General features: G+C 38.3%; 17 protein-coding genes. 6 read left to right on the top strand and 11 right to left on the bottom strand.

Features of this window, described 5'->3' with window-relative positions; translation table 11 throughout:
* Window positions 1–29 precede the first annotated feature (29 nt).
* Entirely contained in the window at window positions 30–851 is an 822-nt protein-coding gene (locus tag CLV96_RS12460) for a lysophospholipid acyltransferase family protein (protein WP_051012794.1), read from the bottom strand.
* Window positions 852–922: 71 nt separating this feature from the next.
* Between CLV96_RS12460 and CLV96_RS12455 the strand changes: the two genes are divergently transcribed.
* Window positions 923–1,933, top strand: a complete 1,011-nt coding sequence (locus CLV96_RS12455) for a phosphatase PAP2 family protein (protein WP_231292503.1) — start codon at window positions 923–925, stop codon at window positions 1,931–1,933.
* A 3-nt stretch (window positions 1,934–1,936) separates the two neighbouring features.
* Window positions 1,937–3,214, top strand: a complete 1,278-nt coding sequence (locus tag CLV96_RS12450) for an oligosaccharide flippase family protein (protein ID WP_004784749.1) — start codon at window positions 1,937–1,939, stop codon at window positions 3,212–3,214.
* Here the strand turns inward: CLV96_RS12450 and CLV96_RS12445 are convergent.
* On the bottom strand, window positions 3,192–3,818 hold the full coding sequence (locus CLV96_RS12445; RefSeq protein WP_004785888.1) for a hypothetical protein: 627 nt from the start codon (window positions 3,816–3,818) through the stop codon (window positions 3,192–3,194). The genes CLV96_RS12450 and CLV96_RS12445 overlap by 23 nt on opposite strands.
* 82 nt (window positions 3,819–3,900) lie before the next feature.
* Between CLV96_RS12445 and CLV96_RS12440 the strand changes: the two genes are divergently transcribed.
* Window positions 3,901–5,244: a hypothetical protein gene (locus CLV96_RS12440; protein ID WP_004785129.1), complete on the top strand. Its 1,344-nt coding sequence runs from the start codon at window positions 3,901–3,903 to the stop codon at window positions 5,242–5,244.
* On the opposite strand, the gene CLV96_RS12435 is transcribed toward CLV96_RS12440, so the two are convergent.
* The 4 genes from CLV96_RS12435 to CLV96_RS12420 form a co-directional block, all read right to left on the bottom strand.
* Window positions 5,241–6,137, bottom strand: coding sequence for an ATP-binding response regulator (locus tag CLV96_RS12435; protein WP_004787662.1), 897 nt, complete (start codon window positions 6,135–6,137; stop codon window positions 5,241–5,243). The two genes, CLV96_RS12440 and CLV96_RS12435, sit on opposite strands and share 4 nt — an antisense overlap.
* Before the next feature lie 63 nt (window positions 6,138–6,200).
* Entirely contained in the window at window positions 6,201–7,565 is a 1,365-nt protein-coding gene (locus CLV96_RS12430) for a PDZ domain-containing protein (RefSeq protein WP_004786397.1), read from the bottom strand.
* The gene (locus CLV96_RS12425; protein WP_004785603.1) at window positions 7,552–9,009 is read right to left on the bottom strand and encodes a S1C family serine protease; all 1,458 of its coding nucleotides are present in this window, start codon (window positions 9,007–9,009) and stop codon (window positions 7,552–7,554) included. Before CLV96_RS12425 ends, CLV96_RS12430 begins: the two co-directional genes overlap by 14 nt.
* Window positions 9,002–9,865 carry an LIC11113 family protein gene (locus tag CLV96_RS12420; RefSeq protein ID WP_243836476.1) on the bottom strand — a complete coding sequence of 288 codons (864 nt, stop codon included), beginning with the start codon at window positions 9,863–9,865 and terminating at the stop codon, window positions 9,002–9,004. The genes CLV96_RS12425 and CLV96_RS12420 overlap by 8 nt, the downstream gene beginning before the upstream one ends.
* Window positions 9,866–10,049: 184 nt before the next feature.
* Here CLV96_RS12420 and CLV96_RS12415 point away from each other — a divergent pair, with 184 nt between their 5' ends.
* From CLV96_RS12415 to CLV96_RS12405, 3 genes are read left to right on the top strand one after another with little or no spacing between them, the layout of a single operon-like run.
* Complete coding sequence (locus CLV96_RS12415) at window positions 10,050–10,898, top strand: sulfurtransferase (RefSeq protein WP_004786698.1); 849 nt, start codon at window positions 10,050–10,052, stop codon at window positions 10,896–10,898.
* 59 nt (window positions 10,899–10,957) lie between these two features.
* Entirely contained in the window at window positions 10,958–13,192 is a 2,235-nt protein-coding gene (locus CLV96_RS12410) for an alpha-glucosidase (RefSeq protein ID WP_004786693.1), read from the top strand.
* Between the two features lie 20 nt (window positions 13,193–13,212).
* Window positions 13,213–14,040, top strand: a complete 828-nt coding sequence (locus CLV96_RS12405; protein ID WP_004785924.1) for a metallophosphoesterase — start codon at window positions 13,213–13,215, stop codon at window positions 14,038–14,040.
* Window positions 14,041–14,050: 10 nt separating this feature from the next.
* Here the strand turns inward: CLV96_RS12405 and CLV96_RS12400 are convergent, their stop codons facing one another.
* Genes CLV96_RS12400 through CLV96_RS12380 form a run of 5 tightly spaced genes read right to left on the bottom strand, consistent with a single transcriptional unit; the run spans window position 14,051 to window position 17,209 of the window.
* Window positions 14,051–14,455, bottom strand: a complete 405-nt coding sequence (locus tag CLV96_RS12400; RefSeq protein WP_004785100.1) for an OsmC family protein — start codon at window positions 14,453–14,455, stop codon at window positions 14,051–14,053.
* A complete protein-coding gene (locus CLV96_RS12395; RefSeq protein WP_004787261.1) occupies window positions 14,452–15,126 on the bottom strand; it encodes a lysophospholipid acyltransferase family protein in 675 nt (224 codons plus the stop codon). The genes CLV96_RS12400 and CLV96_RS12395 overlap by 4 nt, the downstream gene beginning before the upstream one ends.
* A 60-nt stretch (window positions 15,127–15,186) precedes the next feature.
* Window positions 15,187–15,426: a carbon storage regulator CsrA gene (csrA, locus tag CLV96_RS12390; RefSeq protein ID WP_012390131.1), complete on the bottom strand. Its 240-nt coding sequence runs from the start codon at window positions 15,424–15,426 to the stop codon at window positions 15,187–15,189.
* Between the two features lie 3 nt (window positions 15,427–15,429).
* Window positions 15,430–15,891 carry a flagellar assembly protein FliW gene (gene fliW, locus CLV96_RS12385; RefSeq protein ID WP_040917327.1) on the bottom strand — a complete coding sequence of 154 codons (462 nt, stop codon included), beginning with the start codon at window positions 15,889–15,891 and terminating at the stop codon, window positions 15,430–15,432.
* 52 nt (window positions 15,892–15,943) lie between these two features.
* Complete coding sequence (locus CLV96_RS12380; RefSeq protein ID WP_231292547.1) at window positions 15,944–17,209, bottom strand: flagellar hook-associated protein 3; 1,266 nt, start codon at window positions 17,207–17,209, stop codon at window positions 15,944–15,946.
* Window position 17,210 lies beyond the last annotated feature (1 nt).

The following is a 17,210-nucleotide window of genomic DNA, read 5'->3' as shown; positions in this document are numbered from 1 at the left end:
TATGTCATAATTTTCCCGAAAGGTCGAGACTAAAGTATGGACTGGGCTTGCTTCATGAGCTCCCGCACTCGATTTTCCAGAATTTCTGTCAGTTCTTTGGCAGCTTTTTTCTCCGGACCAGTTGGGAACTCAGAAGGAAGGATGGGTTTTCCAATTTGGTAACGAATTTTCGTTTTGAAAGCATCTCCTGTTAAGAAAGCCTTGGGTTTTGACATATTTGTCGCACCAACGATTCCAGACGGAATGATGGGAACCCCCGCACGAATGGCAAGTTTTGCCGCCATGGCACGAAAGGACTGCAATTCCCCCGTTTCCGAACGAGAACCCTCTGGATAAATCGAAAGTAGTTCCCCTTCTTTCATGAGATCCACCATATAAGTCTCTAGTTTTTCGTAGTAATCCATGGCAGCTCGTTTGTCCATTTCCGAATCTTTGGCAGCATTGCGGATGATGGGCATACTCCCCCAATTGATTAGGTTTTTTTTCACTACACTGCCTAGAGAATTCAACAAAACTTCAATGACCGGCTTAGTTAAACTTAACGGTGGGTATTGAAAAGGAGAGTTTTTATGATTGAGGATGGCCATGATCTCTTCTTGGGGATGGAAAAGTTCATATTTGCCCAAATATACGATCTTTCGGTCAGCAAAAGCCCCCTGTACCGGAATGTCCAAATAATCGGTATGATTGGAGATGATAAGTGCCCCACCAGATTCGGGAATGTTTTCAGATCCGGCCACTTTGACGTCATAAATGAGCTCAAGGAGATTACGGAGGATGGTTTTGGGAACTTCCCTGGGAATGACAAAGAGACTTTCTAAAATATCAGCGGGGTTTTGGTTAGAATCCATAGAAACATCACATATTTCAAAATAAAACTTTATGAAATCAAGTTGGATTTTCATCTTAGATGGAAATTCCTATGAAAGAACTCATCCTAACACAGAGCTCCCTTTGGTTTTCCTCCGTTCCCCTGGATTCTCTCCATGTTTGGGACCAAAACCTCGGCGGAATCTTCCTTCTGATTTCTACCATCTGCCATTTTTTGGGAGGGAGTAGTTTTTTCCTCGGCCTTATCTCCTTTGTTTACATCTACTACCGACCAAAACTAGCTTTCGAACTTTCTCTGGGGCTCCTTACATCTGCAGTGATGGTTTCAATTTTAAAATTTTACCTAGAAAGTCCAAGGCCCTTTCCCTATCCAGAAGCATTTGATGAAAAAGCATTTGGTTTGCCATCTGGCCATGCCTATTCCGCAGTTGTCGTCTGGGGTCTGTTAGCTTACCGTATTCCCAAACTTTGGTTTCGAGTTCTTTCTGTTCTCATCATTCTGTTTATGCCATTTTCTAGAATGTATCTCAAAGTACATTATCTAGGAGATGTGAGTTTAGGTTTCGGATTAGGTGTTATCCATTTACTCATCATTTTATTTTTACTCGATCGATTTTATAAAAAAAATTCAGTTCCGGCCTTCCTACATACAAAGAATTATCGTACACTCAGTCTATTAGGGATCGTCATCACTTTATCACCAATCTCTTTGGACTCTCCGTTTCTTTCTGTAGAACATCACCATAGTTTGTCGGGAGTGTTAACGGCCAGCGGTGCCCTTGCGGGTTTTTGGCTTGGAATTCTGTTTTATCCAAGATTGAGCAAACCAGAGTTTTTGGATTGGTCCCTTCCCAAATGGAATTTCTCATTTGGAACAAATCAATTTAACAATTTCTGGATTACGGTTTTTGTTCGATTGTTAGTTTTAGCCATTGTGATCTTATTGCTCTACGTAATCCCAGGGATTTTAATCAAAAAAACCATTTGGAAGGATGATTTGTTTTTAAGATACATCCGTTATTTAGTTGTTGGATTTGCTTTGGTGTTTCTTGTTCCCTTGGTTCTGCAAAAAATCCAAAAAGGAAAGTTTTTGCAAAACTAGTACATGCAAAAATTAAAAAAAATATTTCAACTTTTAAAAGTAGAGTTATTAAAAGAAGGAGTTCTCAAAAACTCTTTCTTTGTTAGTAGTTCAAAAGCGTTATCTGCCATCACCAACTTGGTGTTTATGATTTATTCCGTAAATTTGTTAAGCAAAGCAGAAAACGGAAAACTTCAATACTTTTTAGGTTTTTTACCAGTGGTTCTGGCAGTTGCTGAATTTGGACTTCCCAATGCACTAATTAAATACATCTCGCCAATGGCGGAAAAAAAAGAAAATCCAGGTGCCATACTCAATGCATCATTAAGAATCAAATTCTATTCTTTTTTATTTTTATCTATCGTTTGTTTGGTGGCTTACTTAACAAGTGACGAAAATTTCTTTGTCTTATTACTTCTGTTATTTGGTGGGATCATAATTTCTTTTATCTCTTACTTCGAAAGTTTATTTGTATCCTATAGGAAGTACAAATCACTTTCTCTTTGGAATCCTCTTCCAAACGTAGTTCGACTTCTATTACTAATCTATTTATCTGAATCTAGTATCCATCCTCTCACATATATGGATATTCTTGCTATTTTTTGTATTGCTCCTATTTTTGTTTTATTTATGTTCTTCTTCTTTTTTGGCAAAGAAGAGATCTCTTTTACTGCAGAAGCCTCTGAAGTCAGAACCAATGAAAAAAAACTTTTACTATTTAATCTTTGGGCTTTTGCTGCCTCAATTTTTGCTATCCTATCGGATCGCCTGGAAATTTTCTTTTTAAACCAATTTCACCCACCAGAGATTGTGGCGGACTACGGAACCGCCTTACAATTATTTAGCGGATTTATCATCATCCTCGCTACTTTCAATTCAATCATTTATCCAAAGTTAGCAAGATTAGCAGAAACAGAAGAATTTCCCAATGTTCTAAAAAAATCAGTTTTTTTGGGTGGGATGATCGCAATCGCCTTATCGCCAGGAATTTTACTTGCAGAACCCATCTTAACATTGTTATTCGGCACAAAATACACAAACTCAATTTCTGTATTTAAAATTTTATACCCAAACTTTTTACTACAATTGGTGTTTGCTCCTTTGGGAACGGCACTATTTGCATTGGGATTGCCAAGACTTCTTGCTGGACTTGCATTACTCCGATTGTTATTCGGAGCTATTTTTGATTATTGGATCATTCCTGACTGGGGTGCCAATGGTGCTGCCATATCACTTTTTCTTGGTCAAATTGTATCTTGGTTATTATTAACCGGTTATTTTATGGCTTATTTTCGGAAGTAACAAACTCATACATTTTTTTATAATTAGTTTCTAACAATTCCCATTCATTTGGAGAAGTATTTCCATCATATATTTTTAAATATGCTTCTTTAACTGATTTTCCTGCAGCCAAAGACTCTTTTAATTTTAAAATTACCATCTTCAATTGGATCGAATCGTTTTGGATGTCGAAATCTCGATTAATTTTCGTTCCAGAAGACATTTCAAATTCTCGAACAAACATTTCAGATAAACTCAAAATCCCATATCCATGCAAAGGATTTGTTCGAAACTCCGATCTCGTTTTAGCCCACGCCAATAAAAACAAAGAAGAATTTGGTTGGTATCCACCTAACAATGTTCCATCGGGGAATTGTAATTTTTGTGAAAATCGAACGATTGCCCGTGAAAGTTCTTTTCTTCTGCGAACTGAAAAATTGGTTTTTTCAGCTTCTGTCAAATAAACATAAATGACTGCTTCTTCTTTGCTATGGTCTGTCTTCTCGAAAAACCGGCTCAAATCATGAGAAAAACGAGTGTCAGCTTCTCTATAAGAAAAAATAACCAACAGAAGAGGGAAAATGAGAAGAAATCCATGTCTGTATTTCAAAAGTATTTTCTTCATCCCTACAAGTATCGGGATAGTTTCCCTTCTCTTTCTTTCTTTTTTTTCCAGTCTTTCTGCCGAGTCTTACTCTGATTCCGTAATGGATGACGACCGTGCCAATCGTAATTTCGGGCGAGTGGTTGTCAAAGAAAGATCCAAAACGATTCCACTGAGAGATACGAAGGGATTCGGTTTCCAAACAGAACTCATTACTGGTGGTAAATTCCAATCTCAAAAAGGGGGACTTGATTCAGAAAAAGCAAATCGTTATTACTCGCAAGGAATCCTCACTACTCCCAGTTTGTTTTATTTTGTTAACCAGGGTTGGAATTTGGCGGTCCTGATTGCACCCAGGGTCGGCTTTTCTGAGGGAAGGATTGTCGATAAAGAAGTAAGAACGATTTATGACTCCGAATTCACAGCCCTCGTCTCCAAAGAAATTTCAGGAATTCAGTTGGGTCTGGAAGTTGGCCGTGGGTTCAATCGATTGGACCGGTTTGGATTCTTTTTTGTGGGAATGGCAAATTATGGTTCTGTTTCCCTCTCTCATTCCTCTGGTCTTCGCATAACAGGAATTCGCCTAAACGCTAAACCTGAATGGGAAAACTGGTTTGGGCCTCCTTGGACTGGGTACCGAAGGGAGATTTATGGTGGCCTTCTCAGTTCTGAGAAAACTTTGTTTTGGGAAGAGTTTCGTTTTTTTCATTATGTTCATTCCGATCCCAACCATAATACCAATGGACAAATTCTATCTGGACAAAGAGTTTCTGGTCGTTACTCCTATAGTGGAATGGAGTTCCAATCCAAAAAATTTTTCGAAAATTGGGCTTTGGATTTGGTGGGCATTCGGCTTCTTGGTGAGTCAAAATCTTCCTCTGCTCCCTGGTCTGAAAAACAAATCGCAACGAATTCTTATTTAGGATATTTATCCCTTCACTCCCAAGGTGAAAAATTTAGTTTTGCTTTAGCTGGCCTTGTGACTAAAAAAGATAATAAGGAACGATTAGATTCAAATAGCGATGGTTATGCGTCAAATTTTGCCGAACCAAGGGTACTCGGAGGATACTCTTCATTTTTATTATACCAATCTTTGGACTTAAGTGTCCCACCACAGTTTCGAGATACTCCTACAAGAGAGAACTCCAACTATGAAAACAAAGGAAATCGAATTTATGGAATCCAAATGGGTATGGATTGGAATTCTTTTTTCCGCACCGATTTATTTTTGAATCGATCAGACTCTTCCTTAGGCAAAGGAAATGAAGTCATAGGGAAAATTAGTTTTTTATCAAATGAACATGGAAAATTATTTGCTCAAGTCAGTGCTTCTTATACGATGATGGATCCTCGGCAAACTCGTATCCTCATTACTGAACCATTCACTGAAGAAATGCCTAAAAAAGAATACCTACGGTTTTATGTTTCTTTGGGAGTCCAATTTTAATTAGATTGTGTCAGTTTATACCAAGTTTTGAAAAATCGAACTTCGTTTCCCTTTTCATTATAAACAATAGAGTCAATATTCATCTTCGCTAAGAAAATTCCCCTTCCACTGACTAAGTTTGCAGCCGGGTTAACAACTGGATTAGGAATTTGACTAACAGCAAATCCATTTCCTTCGTCTCGAATGACAATGGTGATTCCAACATCATCCATAGATATTTCAACGAAGACAAACGAATTGTTCTCTGCACAACGAGAATCCACTAACTTAAAGTAATCCTCATTGGCCTCTAAACATTCTTGTTTTTCTGCATAAGTTACGCCAGCCACGCCATGTTCAATGGCATTTGCCAAGAGTTCATACAAAACAATTTTAATGGATATCAAATCTTCTTGAGTGGCTAAAGGTGAATTCAAAATCTGTTTAACGATGAAAGCAATATAAGAATTTAGTTTTTTAATTTGTGGGCGAAGTTTGATTTTACAGTCATCACTAAACTGAATGATTTCACCACTATTAAAGAGAAGGTTTAAATCAATGTCAGCATTTTCAAATTTTTTGATTCGAGAACGGAGTGCTTCCATTCGGAAAGGTTTCAGAAAAAAATCAACCGCTCCCATTCTAAATACATCAATGGCAATCTGAATGTCACTATCGCCAGTAATCACCAAAAATGGAGTTTGGTTTCCGTCTGCCCTCAGTTTTTGAATGAATTGGATTCCATTTAATTTCGGTAAGCTGATATCAGAAATAATTAGATCAAATGTATTCTGATTAGAGATCGCAAGAGCTTCCTGTCCATCGGCAGCAAGAGTGACATTAAATTCATCTTTGAAGTATTCCCAGAACAATTCGCGGATTGTCTCTTCGTCATCAACAAAAAGGATTTTCATAGAATGGAGTCTTAGGGTAAAGAGAACTCCAATCTATAACAATTGTAAATCTATTTTTAAGTTTTAATCTTCTAAGTTGTAGGCACGGCCCAATTTATAAGTCAGTTGTAACTCTTGTTGGAGATCCAAAATTTCCCTACGTGTAAAAAATGCGATTTTTCCACCGGAAAGCTCAAACGCATAGTAGGTGGTCTCTTCCGATTGGAGAAGCGTTTTTAATTGACTGAGAGACGTGACCCGTGTTCCGTTTACCTTCTCTAATACCAAATCCTGAAATTCTTGGTATCCTAGGTTCCCTTCTAGGGGAAAAACACGACTTAAAATCACGATCTTTTCACGAACAGGGTGCACTTTTTTTTGGTAATAGTCAGAAAGATAAACTAGTTTTTTTTCTGACTTAACTCGGTATTCAGAGCCAAACTCCTTCAAATATGCATTCGTAAGTTCCGTAAAGAAAAATCCGCCTACAATCAAATACAGGGGTTTTCGTTTTTTGGCTTCTTCCGGAATTAAAAAATCATTTGAGTCGTATGCTCGCAAATCATAACTTACATTCTGATTTTGAAAATTTCTATGAAGTTTTAATTGTATCGATTCACCTAATTCTCGCAATGTGCCATTTGGTTTTCGCAATATCAAATCATAAACTTTGTCCGTACGATCCCAATCATCAATTTTAGCAAGAGGACTTGCGTTGATTTCTGTAATTAAATCACCAGGAAACAGGTTATATGCAGGCCCGACACCTGGGATCACTTCCGTTACTAAAAGTGGATTGGTATTATTTTTAGAATAATACTCACGTTCCGACGGAGTCAAATTGACATCAAATACCAAACCTGGATGAGGAAATGGTTTTCCTTCAGTCCTATAAAAAGTTTCTACATATTCGGTGGGTATCAAATATTCTGCTACGGTTACACCACATAACACTTGATTCTTGAAGAAAAAATCAGAATCTTCCGATGTTTTTTTCTCAAGCAATAATACTTTGATCGGTGTTTTTGAGAACGGAAGAAATACATAACGAGACTTACCTGTTGGGCAATGTTTGTTTGCCGACTTGGAATCCAAAACCACAGATTTAGGGAGTTTGGGAATCTCTTTTGTTTCCAAAAGAATAAAACCTGTTTCTTCATCATAAGACTTGATCCCTAATTTTGGAACTGAATAATCAAAAGACTCAAATTCAGCAAATACCGGATTTTGTTTGGGTAAAGTGACTCCAAAAAAAAGTCCTTTTCCGATATAAATCAAATTTAACTTTCTAGAATAAGGTTCTCCTACAAGCCAAGGATTTTGGTGGCTTGTTTTTTGGAATGTGATCTTTGATTCGATTACACGTTTATCTTCAAACTCTTCGGCACCAATAGGAAGTAAGGTGGCAAAAATAGAAATAATTAGAAAAATATATTTAAAACTCTTCATAATTGGCACCATATCTTTTTTTCACACGTTGGTTCATTTGGTAAATAGACTCTGGCCTAAGCACAATGGGCAAATCCATCCCTCGAAACCGAAGGACAATAAAACCTTTTTTTTCATTTTTCCAGATAGTTTTAAATTCATTTAAATCTTTCGGTATTCTTCCGTTAATCGACTCAACCACTTTATATTTATACTTTTTATACTTTGAAGTTTCAGGATCATTGAATGTATAACTCAAAACAATATCTCGAGTTGTATACCTGTATAATAAATCTTGAATGAAATAACTATAATGATATTTTAAAGAACTATCCAAGTCTCCATCTTCTGAATGGAAAAAGGACCTAGTGATGGGCTGGAAAACAAATCCTGCCTGTAAAAAATAATCTTCCGTAGAATCACGATACAAATCTAATGCATAGTTTTTTTGAAGATTCACTTCTGCATCATATCGTTTTCCTGCTCTATAATAGCTGACTGCCACTTTGGAATTTAGCTGTTTGTTTTCGACCCAATCAATGATGAATTCTTTTTTATTGGACTCGGAAATTTCCCCATCATTGGAAAGAGGCAAATTATCCACTGCGAATACAAAATCCTTTTCTTTTAAGACTTTCGAAAACGTTGAAGAAGGATATATTCGGTTCACAAAAATGCCTGATTGATTGGCCGGAACCTTCATTGCTTGTTTTAAACTTTTTGGATTTCCATTTTGAAAAGTGAATCCAATGTTAGGAAACCCATCATACTTCCCATCTGCGATATCTTCTAAAAAATGACGAATGATATCATTTGATATTAAATAAGCAATCCCTTGTTCCAATGTGCTAATTTGAAAAACCAAACCCACTACCTTTCCATTTTGAACAGCTGGCCCACCTGAATTTCCTGGTTGGATATTCGCATTGATTTTTAATACGTTACGATAGTCTAACCCGGAGTAAGTGTATCGATTTTTTTCAAATCGAAGAATCGATCCTTTTTCCACTGACAAACTATCATTTCCATTCGGGAAACCTAAAAGTAATACATCTGATCCTAAGTTTGGGATACCTTCTAAAAAAGAGAGAGTTGTGGTTTGTTCTGAAAAATCAGGATCATTGACCTGTAATAAAGCCAAATCACAATCATAACCGATATATTTAACATCTGCTAAATATTCTTTTTTAGTAAAACTACTTTTTACAAGAATTCGTTTGGCATCACGAACCACATGAGCATTTGTCAAAATGGTTTGATTTGGCAAAACGAGGCCTGATCCAAATCCAGTGTACAAATTCTTTTTCATCCATGGTTGTGTTTTGTTTTCTGTATTAAACCCCTCATTGCGAATGAGAACCACAGATCGGAATATAGAATCTACTGCTGGCTCTGGATCTGCTTGAGCAAACAACGAGTGGTTCAAAAGAAAAAATAGAATAGAGAGTTTAAAAAATTTATTCATAATACAAAACAATTTTCTCCCAAAAGGTTTGAGTTTCTGTGATCTTTTTTAAGACGGCAGTTCCTAACACACGGTCACCAGGTTTCGGATCTTTCCAAATTGTATTTGAGGCAACTAAATCACCAGATGCAGTCGATGGTACACGGATCAAACTATAGGCTGAATCGCGAATGCATGTGATACGAAAAACAAAGGAAACTGTTTGGTCCCAGTAGAAACTTTGATCCTTTTCGATAAACTCCAATGGACAAGAAGTATCAAAAAACACTTCAATATCTGAGGGGACTTCCTTTCTTCTTTTTGGATTTTGGGATACGGACTTAAAATAAAATAAATTAGGATTTTGAATGGGTTTATTTGAGTTGATGGTTGGTTTATTTTCCAAGACACTGGAAACTTGTTTTTTCGAAGGATAATCCAATTCAGTATCATCAACATTCAATCTAGATTGTGTTTTTGTTTCGCTCAAAACAAGTCCGGTTTCAATTTCTAAATATTGTTTTTTTCCTATATGATGGATTGCTCTCAATTGAAACTTACCCTTACCAACTTCAATTTTCCTTTTTTGATTGGAACGGAATTGGATGAGAAGAGGTTCCGATCCAGTTTGACAACTAAATCGAAAGTAAGTGACGGATGAAATGTGCGATGCAGGTTCTATATGGCAAGTTTCATCCTCCATCAGAAAATTTTGATGAGTACGAATCTGTTTTTTGATTTGTGCGGATGGTTTTTTTTCCTTCCATGATTCCACTTCATTCTTTAGCGAATGCAACGATGGGTAAATCTTTGTGCGGTCCGCAAAAACAACGCCCGTTGCCAAAAGAAACAAAATCAATCCAAAGTATATGTGCATCTGCCTAATCATGAAATACCGATTGTACAAATTATCGGCTGGTTCCCCTAGCAGAATCAACTGGCATCCAATTGATTTCTTTTCTCATTATGTCTCAAACCAGAGATGAACTTTTTTTTTGGTTTTCAGACTTTCAAAAATTCGAGGGGTGGAAAAGTAATGTAAGAAATAGGAGAATACTTTTTTGAACTGGAACTTTCTAAAAACCGAAATAGAACCTGGTGACTTCCTCATCGATTGTCGTTCCCAATCAGCATATGAAGAAGAAACTTTGGAAGGTGCTTACTACTATCCATTTATCAAAAAAGCATTCGGATCTGATCCAGAATCCCAAAAGAAATTGTACGGACCGATGGTGGCAGTCGTACAAGAATTTCAAAAATCAAAAAAAAACCGAATCATTGTTTTCGATGAAGGAATGGGAATGTTTTCCACTCGGATGGTGTATTTACTCCGTGGAATGGGAATTAAGGATGCTTATGTTCTTGGCCAAAAATGGCCTGTAACAGGCAATAAAGCAAAAGGCGATCTCAAAATTGAGCCTCCAATCGCTGACAAAGTAAAACCAATTGAAGGTGTCGTGGACAAAGCCTTTATGGAACGAAATCTTACCAAACTCCAAATCTTTGATGCAAGGACAATGGAAGAATACGAAGGGCGATTGCCAAGGCTTACGGCTCCAGAAGAAGGAACTCTTTGTGGACGTTTGCCTGGTGCTTTTTTATGGGATTGGAGAAATTTATATGATGGGGAAGCAAACCTCATCGAACGTTCTCTTTTCAAAAAACGCCTGAATGGATTTCCTTTTATGCCAGAACGACCCACTGTGATTTATGATTACAATGGTGCTCGCTCATGTTTACTCGCACTCATGCTTCGCGAAGCGGGTTATATTGATGTCACTACCTACCAAGGTTCTTGGTTTGAATGGAGAAAATCAAGTCTACCGAAACAAGCGGTGGCAGTGTTTGGTGTCAAACAAGGGGCAGCCGCAGCACCTCGTGTGGGCGGATTGGATCGCAAGAAAGTTTAAAAAAGAATTTACGAAACGATAAACCATCGATCCACTAATCTCTGCTCCTGGAGGGGTCGATGGTATTTCGTTTTATATCCTTATCTCTATCACTGTTCTTTTTGGAATGCGCTTCCCGCATCGTTTCAAATCTTCCGGTTTCGGAAGAATCATACTCCCTCACTCAAAAAGTACAATGGATTCAATCCAAAAATGAATTCACGTTAAGAAACCATTCCCTGGGAAAAGACTTTATCAAACTTTCTCTCGAAGAGCCATTTCTTTTGTCCTTCACCAAAGAAACAATATCCAAATACAGAATGGCTTCGTTTCAATTCAAAGAGAACCTACAAAAATCTTGCAACAATCAATCCATAGACGAAGTCATAAAGGAACCAGGAAAGATTTCCATCAAAGGGAAGTTAACCGGAAAAGATTGTTTCACCGATTATCAACTTCATTTCCAAACCAAATCAGATATGGAGGTTGAATTCAAAATCGCTATTTCTGATCCTTCCTTAAATAGAATCCACCTGCATTATGTTTCTTCTCCAGAAGAAAAGATTTTTGGGTTAGGGGAACAGTTTACCTATGATGAACTCAAAGGAAAAACTCCCTTTTTATTTACGGAGGAACAAGGGGTGGGACGTGGTGACCAACCCATCACTACAGGAGCAAATCTTTTGGCAGGGGCTGGTGGAAACGCATATACAACATACGCACCCATCCCCCATTACATCACTTCCGAAAACCGTTCTGTTTTTTTCGAAAACAGCGGTTATGCAAATTTTGATTTTAGTGATTCCAAAAAAACCAAAGTAGAATTTTGGGATTTTCAATCAGAGAAATCTCTCTCCGGAACCATTTGGATTGGATCGTCTTCCAAATCACTCATCGAAGCTTATACCAAAAAAACAGGCAGATTCCCAAAACTTCCGGATTGGGCTTACGGCACATGGCTTGGCGTCCAAGGCGGATCAGAAAAAGTTTCTGCCATCGTTAAACAAGCAAAAGATGCTGGAAATCCTGTGACAGCCCTTTGGATCCAAGATTGGTGTGGGCGACGTGTCACTAATTTTGGAGACCAACTCAAATGGCGTTGGTATGCGGATGATACTTTGTATCCTGAATTTAAAAAATTTGTGAAATCAATGAATGATCAAAATGTACATGTGTTAGGTTACATTAACTCCTTCCTTGCAGATACAGATCCTAAAAAACCAAATGATGATTTTACAAACCCACTCTTAACGGAAGCGAAAGCAAAAGGATATCTAGTAAAAAATCAAAGCGGAGAAGACTATCTTATCCAAACCGTTGGGTTCCCTGCCTACCTGATTGACCTAACAAACCCGGCAGCGGTTCGTTGGACCAAAGAACTAATCAAAAAAAATATGATTGGAATGGGTCTTTCTGGTTGGATGGCTGATTTTGGAGAATGGTTGCCTTATGATGCAAAATTATATTCGGGAATCGATGCCAAAATCTATCACAACCGGTATCCCGTCGATTGGGCAAGAATCAATCGGGAAGCCATTAAAGAAGCTGGGATGGAAGGAAAAATCGTTTTTTTCACCCGTGCGGGATACAGTTATTCCAATGCATATTCTACTCTCTTTTGGGAAGGAGACCAGATGGTAAGTTTCGGAACCAATGACGGACTTCCATCTTCCATCATTGGACTCACAAGCTCAGGTATCAGTGGTTATGCGCTCAACCATAGTGATATCGGTGGATACACAACCATTACAAACCCACTCCGTAATTATCATAGATCCAAAGAACTTCTTTTGCGATGGGCCGAAGCTTCAGCCTTTACACCGGTTTTTAGAACCCACGAAGGAAATAAACCGCTCAAAAACTGGCAGGTATATACCTATACCAAACCAGATGGAACCAAGTCCCTCGGAGATGAAGATACCGTGACTCTTTTTGCAAAAATTGCAAGAATTCATTTTGCTCTTAAACCATATATTCAAAGTTTGGTGGAAGAAGCATCGGTAACGGGAATCCCTGTTGTCCGACACAATTACTTGGTAGAGCCTGAAGATAAAAATTTATTAAAATACAAATACCAGTTTTTTTTAGGAGATGACCTTCTTGTGGCCCCTGTTGTGAAAAGTGATGAGATCGTACAGGATGTTTATCTTCCGCGTGGTAGATGGCAACATATTTGGACAGGAACCACTTACGATGGATATAGAAAAATCCAAGTCCCAGCCCCCATCGGTAAACCTCCTGCATTCATTCGAGTGGGCGGCAAATCGGAAGGACTCATTCGTTCTTCCATAAGTTCTATTCGCAATAAAGATTAATTAATAAAAGAGATACCAAAATGAAATTTGCATTGATCGGTGACATCCACGGATATTGGAACCAGAAAGATATCGAATACTTCAATGCTTCGGATTATGATTGTTTGTTCTTTACAGGGGATCTACGTGGGAACCCAAAACTAGGAAAACTATCGTTCCAAGGTCTCACCAAACGTGCGTATATGATTCCTGGGAATTGGGATGGGATGAGTTTAACGTCCATCATTGGAGAAGTGATCCAATCAAAAGTCCTCATTCACTCTGGTCAAATTGGCCAAAACAGGAGGATGCGAAATCTTTCGGAACTTGTAAAACCCATCTCACTACTGGGTTATAGTTCTTTAGTTTTATCACAAGAAAATGATTTAAGCCTCATCGTGGGTCGTCCTCATGCGATGGGCGGAGGTCTTAGTTTTAAACCCTATCTAACAAAATCTTATATGGTTTCAAATATGGAAACTTCGATCGAAAAATACAAACGACTGATCGACGGAACCAAAGAAAAAAATTTATTCTTTCTTTCGCATAACGGACCTTTTGGGTTAGGTGCTGCCAAAAATTCGATCTATGGAGCCGAGTTTAAAAAAGAAGGTGGAGACTGGGGAGATTTGGACCTTACGGAAGCCATTCGTTATGCCAAATCCATTGGGAAAAAAGTCCCTCTGGTTCTTTCCGGTCATATGCACCATTCGATTAGCAAAAAGAAAGAAAGAGAAACGCACGAATACACAGGCGGAACCTTCTATGTGAACGGTGCCAAAGTCCCAAGGATTCGTGAAGGAAAACATTTCCACACAAAAATCGAATGGGATGGTGGTTCCGCTACGGTGATTCCTTTGTGGGTTTAGTGGTCATTCACTAACCCAAGTTCGTTTCGATTTCAATTTTTCCAGACAAAAGTTTGTGAACTGGACAAGCATTGGCAACGGAAAGTAATCTTTCCCGTTGTTCTTTACTTAGGTTTCCAGAAAGAACAACAACTCTTGTAAATTTATGATCCTCTGGAGATCGTTTATCAATTGTTACATGAACTTCTACGGAATCTAAGGGATATTCTTTTCGGTCGGCATACATCCTGATTGTAATGGAAGTGCAGGCACCCAAAGAGGAGGCAAGTAATTCCATAGGCATAGGCCCAAGATCCGTTCCTTCTTTATCTTTTGGTTCATCAGCTACCCATGTATGTTTTCCTGCAGAGATTTTTGTTTCATACTTTGTTTTGGCAGTAGAAACCACCACCTTGTCTTCAAACACTGCTGTCATTGGGATTCTCCTTTATGAATTCGTTCTGCTTCTCTTATAGCAAGATTTCGATTATTCAACATTGCTTCTTCTACTTTTAGACGGATCGCTTCAAACTCTTCTTCATTTAAATCACGAGGAACTGAAATAGGTTCTCCATAAGAAACAACAAAAGTTGTAAAAGGTTTTGGAACTCTATGTTTGTCCCAGGCTCTTTCTAAAATCCATTGCCTACTGCATTCATAATGAAAGGGAACGATAGGAACTTGTGTGACTTGTGCTGCGGCAATGATTCCTGGTTGGACAATGAAGGCTGGACCACGTGGGCCATCGGGTGTAAAAGCAGCCGGCAATCCTTTCTTTAAATGTTGGATCACAGCCTTTAATGCTTTCGACCCACCTTTCGAACTACTACCCCGAACACTTGTATTTCCAAACCGATGAACGACTTGGTTAATATAATCCCCATCTTTCGATTCGGAAATTAACACTGCTACGTTTTTTCCCCTGTGCAAAAAAGGAGAGTACAAAACGTTCGTATGCCAAATTGAATAGATAAAAGGTTTTTTATTTTTGAATAATTCTTCGTAATGTTCGTTTGTCAAAAAACGAAATCTGGAAGTAAAGCCAATCAAACGTTGGAACCAGACTACGATCAGTGGTAAAAACCAGACTAAAAATCTACGTTTCAATTCTAAAATATCTCCCTGGAGTTTGGCTCCAGAGAAACGCTAATCGAAGGAAAGATCAAGTTAAGTTTTCTTTTTGAACAAATCACCGAGTTTGCCCAAATCTTCTGGTTTGATATTGGTCCCGGCAGCTTTTTTGTTTTCTTCCTGAATTTCTTTATATACTTCTGCACGATGTACAGAAACATTTTTTGGAGCTTTGACACCAATCTTTACTTGGTCACCTTTGATATCGACAATGACTATTTCGATATCATCACCGATCATAATGGATTGGTTGCTCCTCCTTGCAAGAACTAACACGGATTATACCTTTTCGGAAGACATCTCTTCCATAGATTCAATGATATTTTTACGAATGGGATGATTTTCATCTCGAGAAATACATTGTTTTCCCTTTCCCTCTTTTCCGTTTAGAATGATGGGGCCTTGTAAGTTTGCAGTCATTCCTTTTGGATTGTCATGAGGAATAGTGACAATCAGAAAGATCAATCCTTCCTTCCAACTAGTAAGCCCGATATCATGAAGTTCTTCATCAGAAATAGCAGGTTTATAATCATTCATAAACAGTTCTGGTTGGATGACAATAAATGCAAGCCCCGATTCTTTTGTGGATTGCAACCATTTGAATGGACTCTCAGGACTTTCTTCGATGAGGGCATATTCATCAAATTCTTCAAACCCGAGTAACCCTTGTGGGAATTTCAGGATTTGTTTTGAGTCCACTTGGATGGTTCCGAAAGGTTTTGTATGAATCGTTACCGACATTCTAGTTCCTGTACTTTCTTTTCTTTCTAATATAACCGTCATTTAGTTTCCGTTACCGAAGGAAATCCATAAGAGTTGGTTTGATAATTTTAGAACCGACATTGAGCGCATAACTATGAATTGTTTCTAACCACTTCATATTCATAATTGTTTCCGGAAAATCGATCCCTTCATTTTTCGCTAGTAGTTCGGTCATATACATTTTGTCGTAAGAGACTCGTTCTTCATGTTGTTCCAAACGATTCATACGGGCACCAATGGTCGACCGGTGGCGAAGAATGTTTTCCAAAGCCAAATCCAAATCGCCCAAATCCCTACCACCAATTCGTTCTTGGTCTTTTTGGATGAGGTCATTTCGAAGTTGAATCAAAACATCAAATACAGAAAGTCCAGTGACAGTTGCCGACTTAGAAAAGTTATTCGGTGGTTCACTTGCACTTGGTTCAATGAGTCCAATATCGCGAAGGACTGTTCCTCCATCCACATCCTCTAACCAAATTTGGTGAGGAGCCGTAGAAGAAATAGAAATGTTATCTTGGGCAAGTTTACTTGCTTTCACTTCCAGTGGTGAGTTGTTGATTTTATCAATCACATCATCAATGGTATCACCCACAGAGATATGAATTTCAACTCCATCAATTTTAAACTTTTGGTCAGACGTGGCTTGGTAAGCAGAGTTATCCACTTTGGAAGTGACACTCACGTTCGTTCCCCAAAACACTTTATTACCAGGAATGGTAATGGGAATATATTCACCTTTTTCGATTTCACGGAGTTGTTCTCCGATATCGCCACGATACTCGACACCTACATATTGGTTTTTGAGTTCAAGACCTTGCAAACCTTTAATTTTTGATTCAATTGGTTCAAAAGGTGGTCTTTCAATCACATGACCACCAAACAAAGGTTGTCCGGTAGCATCTCGTGCATTGGCAAGATCCACAATCGCACGTAAATGTTGGTCGATCTCTTTACCAATCGCCACTTCCAATTCAAATCCCTTGTCCCCTTGGTAAATTCCGTTTCCGGCTTGCACCGTAAGTACACGTGCTCTTTGGAAAATTTCTCCCATCTTGTCTAGGACACCATCAATCTGTTGTAACCTTTGGTATCCGTCCCCAATGTTTTCTTCGTATTGGGAGAGTTCGTTCAGACGGGATCGAAAATACATTTGGTTTGTGGCCGCACCTGGATCATCAGATGGTTTACGGATTTTTAATCCCGTACCCAATTGCGTTTGAGTTTCGTCCATTGCCACTTGGTGACGGTTTAAGTTCCGGACCAAGGAATTGTTTTGCATCATGTTAGTGATTCTGATC

It is taken from the genome of Leptospira meyeri, from assembly GCF_004368965.1.
GTDB classification, from domain to species: Bacteria; Spirochaetota; Leptospiria; order Leptospirales; family Leptospiraceae; genus Leptospira_A; species Leptospira_A meyeri.
Note: the sequence above shows the minus strand (reverse complement) of the source record. Positions and strands in the feature narration are given on the sequence as shown.

Coding starts and splice junctions, on each gene's coding strand:
- CLV96_RS12445 (WP_004785888.1), bottom strand. CDS start 3,818: ATGAAGAAAATACTTTTGAAATACAGACATGGATTTCTTCTCATTTTC.
- CLV96_RS12430 (WP_004786397.1), bottom strand. CDS start 7,565: ATGAAGAGTTTTAAATATATTTTTCTAATTATTTCTATTTTTGCCACC.
- fliW (WP_040917327.1), bottom strand. CDS start 15,891: ATGTCGGTAACGATTCATACAAAACCTTTCGGAACCATCCAAGTGGAC.
- CLV96_RS12420 (WP_243836476.1), bottom strand. CDS start 9,865: ATGCACATATACTTTGGATTGATTTTGTTTCTTTTGGCAACGGGCGTT.
- CLV96_RS12425 (WP_004785603.1), bottom strand. CDS start 9,009: ATGAATAAATTTTTTAAACTCTCTATTCTATTTTTTCTTTTGAACCAC.
- CLV96_RS12410 (WP_004786693.1), top strand. CDS start 10,958: ATGGTATTTCGTTTTATATCCTTATCTCTATCACTGTTCTTTTTGGAA.
- CLV96_RS12405 (WP_004785924.1), top strand. CDS start 13,213: ATGAAATTTGCATTGATCGGTGACATCCACGGATATTGGAACCAGAAA.
- CLV96_RS12440 (WP_004785129.1), top strand. CDS start 3,901: ATGGATGACGACCGTGCCAATCGTAATTTCGGGCGAGTGGTTGTCAAA.
- CLV96_RS12400 (WP_004785100.1), bottom strand. CDS start 14,455: ATGACAGCAGTGTTTGAAGACAAGGTGGTGGTTTCTACTGCCAAAACA.
- CLV96_RS12455 (WP_231292503.1), top strand. CDS start 923: ATGAAAGAACTCATCCTAACACAGAGCTCCCTTTGGTTTTCCTCCGTT.
- CLV96_RS12450 (WP_004784749.1), top strand. CDS start 1,937: ATGCAAAAATTAAAAAAAATATTTCAACTTTTAAAAGTAGAGTTATTA.
- CLV96_RS12435 (WP_004787662.1), bottom strand. CDS start 6,137: ATGAAAATCCTTTTTGTTGATGACGAAGAGACAATCCGCGAATTGTTC.
- CLV96_RS12460 (WP_051012794.1), bottom strand. CDS start 851: ATGGATTCTAACCAAAACCCCGCTGATATTTTAGAAAGTCTCTTTGTC.